This is a genomic window from Actinoplanes sp. NPDC048791, from assembly GCF_040650095.1.
Taxonomy (GTDB): domain Bacteria; phylum Actinomycetota; class Actinomycetes; order Mycobacteriales; family Micromonosporaceae; genus Actinoplanes.
Window position 1 is genome coordinate 1 of the sequence record NZ_JBEZGQ010000986.1, and the last position, 3,081, is coordinate 3,081.

The 3,081-nt window shown below is 73.8% G+C and carries 4 protein-coding genes; 1 reads left to right on the forward strand and 3 read right to left on the reverse strand.

From position 1 onward, the window contains the following. The coding region (locus tag AB0C29_RS40880; protein WP_360832458.1) for a hypothetical protein at positions 1-284 on the reverse strand (284 nt) is incomplete at its 3' end. Positions 285-294: 10 nt separating this feature from the next. Further along, a complete protein-coding gene (locus AB0C29_RS40885; protein ID WP_360832461.1) occupies positions 295-795 on the reverse strand; it encodes a sigma-70 family RNA polymerase sigma factor in 501 nt (166 codons plus the stop codon). Between the two features lie 189 nt (positions 796-984). Here AB0C29_RS40885 and AB0C29_RS40890 point away from each other — a divergent pair, with 189 nt between their 5' ends. Further along, complete coding sequence (locus AB0C29_RS40890) at positions 985-1,590, forward strand: response regulator transcription factor (RefSeq protein ID WP_360832463.1); 606 nt, start codon at positions 985-987, stop codon at positions 1,588-1,590. Positions 1,591-1,592: 2 nt separating this feature from the next. Here the strand turns inward: AB0C29_RS40890 and AB0C29_RS40895 are convergent. Next, positions 1,593-3,081 (reverse strand): histidine kinase (locus AB0C29_RS40895; protein ID WP_360832466.1); only part of this gene is annotated, 1,489 nt, incomplete at its 5' end.

Consider the following 3,081-nt stretch of genomic DNA (forward strand, 5'->3'; position numbering starts at 1 on the left):
CGGAGGGTGGCGGCTCGCGCCGGGGCCGGGCCGGTCGGGCTCGACTGGGGCAGCCACAGGCCGGCGGCCACCACGGCGGTGGCCAGGCCGGTCACCAGTGACGCGCCGATGGCCAGGCGCACACCCCAGGGGCGGCGGTGTGCCGACGGCGGCGTGGACATGACGCGGCGCAGCAGGTCGTCGGCGGCCGGGCCGGTCGGGTCGGCCGCGGGGTGCGGGATGTCGAGGTCCGGGGACAGCAGCTGGATCAGGCGATCGGGTTCGGTCAGGGCGGGTTCGGTCATGGCGGGTCCTCTACTTCGTGATCGACGGTGACCGCAGCGCCGCGGCGAACCGGGTACGGGCGCGGTGCAGGCGGATGCGGGCGGCGTTCGCGGAGCAGTCGAGCGCCACGGCAAGCTCCTCCGCGGACAGTCCCTCCCAGGCGACCAGGCGCAGCAGCTCCTGGTCGGCCGGGTTGAGAGTGGCGAAGGCCGCCGAGATCTCGGGAGGTGCCTCGGGCGCGGTGACGATGGCGCCGCCGAGCTCATGACGCAGCCGGGCGGCCAGGTCAGCGCTGCGGCGGTCCGCGCGGTACTGGTTGGCCAGCACGTTGCGGGCCACCCCGAACAACCAGGCGCGGCCGTTGCCGGGCGGCAGGTCGTCGAACCGTCGCCACGCGACCAGGAAGGTGTCCGCCACCACGTCGGCGGCCGTCTCCGGCTGACCGGTGCGGCGCAGGGCGTACCGCAGCAGATCCTCGTAACAGGCCCGGTAGAGGCGTTCGAAGTCGGCGGCATCGGATGTGCGGGCCAAGGCGGCTCCCTCAGTCGGTGATACCGGTCAGGTCCTGCCCGGCACCCCGTACATGTCTGTCGCCCCGGCACTATTTCACCGGAACTTCGCCGCCGGGTCGCGTGAGCGGGACGTCAGCGCGGCGACAGCGGGCGCCCGTATGCTTCGCGCGGTCCGACATGAGCGAGGGCGTCCGGAAGGGGAGCCGCCGTGATCCGCGTGCTGCTTGCCGAGGATGTGCGCATGCTGCGGGAGGCGCTGGTCGGCGTGCTCAACCTCGCCGACGACATCGAGGTCGTCAGTGCCGTCGAGGCCGGCGACGCCATCGTGACCACCGCGCTGCAGGTCCGCCCGGACGTGGCCGTCATCGACATCGAACTGCCCGGCCTGGACGGGATCAGCGCGGCCGCCCAGCTGCACCAGTGGCTGCCGGACTGCAAGACCCTGATCGTGACCGGCGCCGCCCGCCCGGGCAACCTGCGCCGCGCCCTCGCGGCCAAGGTGGCCGGCTTCATGGGTAAGGACGCCTCGCCGGAGGACCTGGTCGCGGCGGTGCGCACGGTGGCCGGCGGGGGCAGGGTTCTCGACCCGCAGCTGGCGTTCGCGGCCCTGGACGTGGCCGGCAACCCGCTGAGTGAGCGTGAGTGCGACGTGTTGCGGCTGACCGCGTCCGGCGCCGAACCGACCGAGGTCGCCGAGCGGCTGGGCCTGTCGTACGGGACGGTCCGCAACTACCTGGCCACGGCCGTCACCAAGCTGGGCGCCCGCAACCGGGTCGACGCGATCCGGATCGCCGGCGAGGCCGGCTGGCTCTGACGCTACCCGGCGACGGAGACCACGGTGTCGGGCAACCGCCCTTCGGGCCCACCGGTACGGATCTCGGCGACGAGGGTGAACCGGTCGCCCTGACGCTGCACCTCCAGGCGGCCGCCGGCCTCGCGTGCCCGCGACTGGAGGTTCGCCAGCCCGTTGCCGGCTGTAGCACCGGCCGGCGCGGACGAGACGCCGTCGTTGGTGATCCGCAGCCGGATGCCCCCGGGCACCGGCCGGGTCTCGATCTCGCAGGTCGTGGCCCGGGCGTGGCGTACGACGTTGGTGACCGCCTCGCGCAGGACGATCGCCAGTGGCGACTCCACCGACGGCTCGGGCCTGGCGTGCAGCTCGACCGCGACCCGGGTCCCGGCGGCGGTGAGCATCGCGCGGGCACTCTCCACCTCGTCGGTGAACGACAGCCCGGCCGGCTCGGCGGTGATCGACCGCAGCGACCGCAACGCCTCCTCGGCGACCTGGCCCGCCTCGGCCAGCTGGACCCGCGCCGCGCTCGGATCGGTGCCGGTCAGCCGGCCGCCGAGGTCGGCCTTGAGCGCGATCGCGGCGAGATGGAAGCCGAGCAGGTCATGGGTGTTACGGGCGATGCGGAGCCGCTCACGCAGCACCGCGAGCCGGGCCAGCTCCCGGCGCGCGACGACCAGCTGCTCGGCGGCGAGCGGGAGCCGGCACAGCGCGGCGACCGCGACCATCGTCAGCAAAGTCCAGGGCAGGGAGAGGATCATCCAGAGCACCACTGCCTGCGGCGCGCTGGCGGTGAGGTCGACTCCGCTGTGGTGCAGGGACACGAGTGCGGAGACCAGGATCATGCCGCCGGCCACGGCCCACGACCACGGCCGGCGCACGTGGAAGAGCACGACGCCAGCGACCGGGCCCGCGTACGGCAGCGCCGGCACGTTCTCACCCCCGACGACCGTGAGCGCGCCGAGCAGCAGAATCTGCAGGATGAGGGTCCACCGCCACCCCGGCGGCGCGTTGCCGGAGCGGGGCCGGACGTGGTGCAGCTGCAGCAGACTCAGCGGTAAGACCAGAGCGATGATGCAGATCAGCCGGGGCGTGGTGACCGGCTCGACGAAGGACCATGACCCCTGCGTCCGGGCCAGGGTGGTGACGAAGAGGTCGAGCTCCAGCACGGCCACGATCCACCACGCCAGCCAGGGTGCGGCGGCAACCGAGCGCGGGCTGCGCGTGCCGCCGGAACGATGGGCCTGGACGGGGATCCGTACGTCGATCCCGCTCGTGGTGTCCGGCCCGGACTCGGTCCGGAGCCGGCCGCCGAGCCGCTCGACCTCCTCGGCGATGCCGTCCGGAGCCGGCCGGCCGGGCTCGCCGCCGGTGAAACCCACCCGCAGCCACGCCGAGCCGTCCAGCTCGATCCGGCAGCTCAGTGGGGGTGTGGCCCGCAGCGCGTTGATGACTGTGCGGCGCAGGATCGACCCCAGCAGGGCTTCGACCGGTCCGGGCAGGTCCCCGGGCACC